2 protein-coding genes are annotated in these 1295 nt (G+C 67.6%); both read left to right on the top strand.

From position 1 onward, the window contains the following. Nucleotides 1-381 (top strand): hypothetical protein (locus ACFV20_RS36990; protein WP_385665528.1); only part of this gene is annotated, 381 nt, incomplete at its 5' end. Beyond that, nucleotides 381-1295, top strand: a 915-nt coding sequence (locus tag ACFV20_RS36985; RefSeq protein ID WP_385665525.1) for a YhgE/Pip family protein, incomplete at its 3' end; no start/stop codon positions are given. The genes ACFV20_RS36990 and ACFV20_RS36985, both read left to right, overlap by 1 nt.

Raw genomic sequence — 1295 nt, 5'->3', positions numbered from 1 at the left:
GCCGTGCGTGAGCGCCTGGCCTGGCTGGCGCCGTGGTGGCGTTTTGTTCCCAGGGTGTCCGACCGCCAGATGGCCCGGATCTGCGGACCGGTCTTCGGGCAGCTGGAAGTCCCCTCCGCGGGAACCGTGATCTGGGACCTGGGAGAAGCGGAACAGTTCCTGCTGCGCGTCTCGCTGGCCATGCTGTCCCACCCCGCTGTGCTGTTCGTCGACGACATTGAACAGCTGCAGGGCAGCAGCGCGCGTGCCCTGGTTCAGGAACGGCTGGCTGCGCTCGCTGCGGCCGGCACCGCCGTCGTTGTCGGAGCAGCCTCGCTGCCAACCCTTCCCTGGAGCGGCTCTGGGATTGAGCCATCCACCGTGCTGATGGAGGCGCACTGATGTTTGCAATGCTTTCCCCCGGGACCGAACTCAGCCGTTTTCGGCGGGGCACCCTGCCCAGGATCGCCGTCGTCGTGATGCTGTTCATTCCCCTGATCTACGGCGCACTGTACCTGTGGGCCTTCGACTCCCCCGACAAGCACCTGGACGGACTGTCCGTCGCGCTGGTCAATGAAGATGAAGGAACAGTCCGCGACGGCGAACCCCTCAACGCCGGGGATGAACTCGAGCACAAGCTGCTCGACGGCGCTGACCTGGACTGGCATGCCACGGACGCTGCGGATGCTGCCAGCGGCGTGTCGGACGGGACCTATTACCTTTCCCTGACCATCCCGCGGGACTTCTCCGCGAACGCCGTATCAGTGGGCACGGAACACCCGTCATCCGCCACGCTGAAGGTCGACTACAACGACTCCAACAACTTCCTGGCCGGCGTTCTGGGCAAGCAGGCAATGGCCCAGGTTCAGGCGGCAGTCTCCTCCCAGCTCGGCAACCAGGTCGCCTCGAGCCTGCTGGTCGGCCTGAACGACGCCGGCGAGGGCCTCCGGGACGCCGCGGCCGGTGCCGGTGAACTCACCGAGGGAATCGATTCCGCCGTAGACGGTGCAGGGCAGCTCACTGCCGGGCTGGGAAGCCTGGCCGACGGGACCCTCACCCTGCAGGACGGCGCCTTCCGCCTCTCTGCCGGCGCGAACACCCTGGCCTCCGGCCTCACGGACCTCACCGCAGGAACGTCCGCACTGTCCGCGGGCAGCAGCGACCTCGCCGCCGGCGCGCAGTCCCTCTCCGACGGCACGGCGCAGCTTTCCACCGGGGCAGCCGGTGTGGCCTCCGGAGCGCAGTCGCTGGAGAATAATCTGACCGCCCTGTCCCGCAAGCTCAGCGGCGCCGTTCCCCAGTCCTCGGAGCTGAAT

This window comes from Streptomyces sp. NPDC059696, assembly GCF_042733745.1.
Classification (GTDB): domain Bacteria; phylum Actinomycetota; class Actinomycetes; order Streptomycetales; family Streptomycetaceae; genus Streptomyces.
The sequence above is the reverse complement of the archived record's forward strand: the minus strand, read 5'-3'. Positions and strand labels throughout refer to the sequence as shown.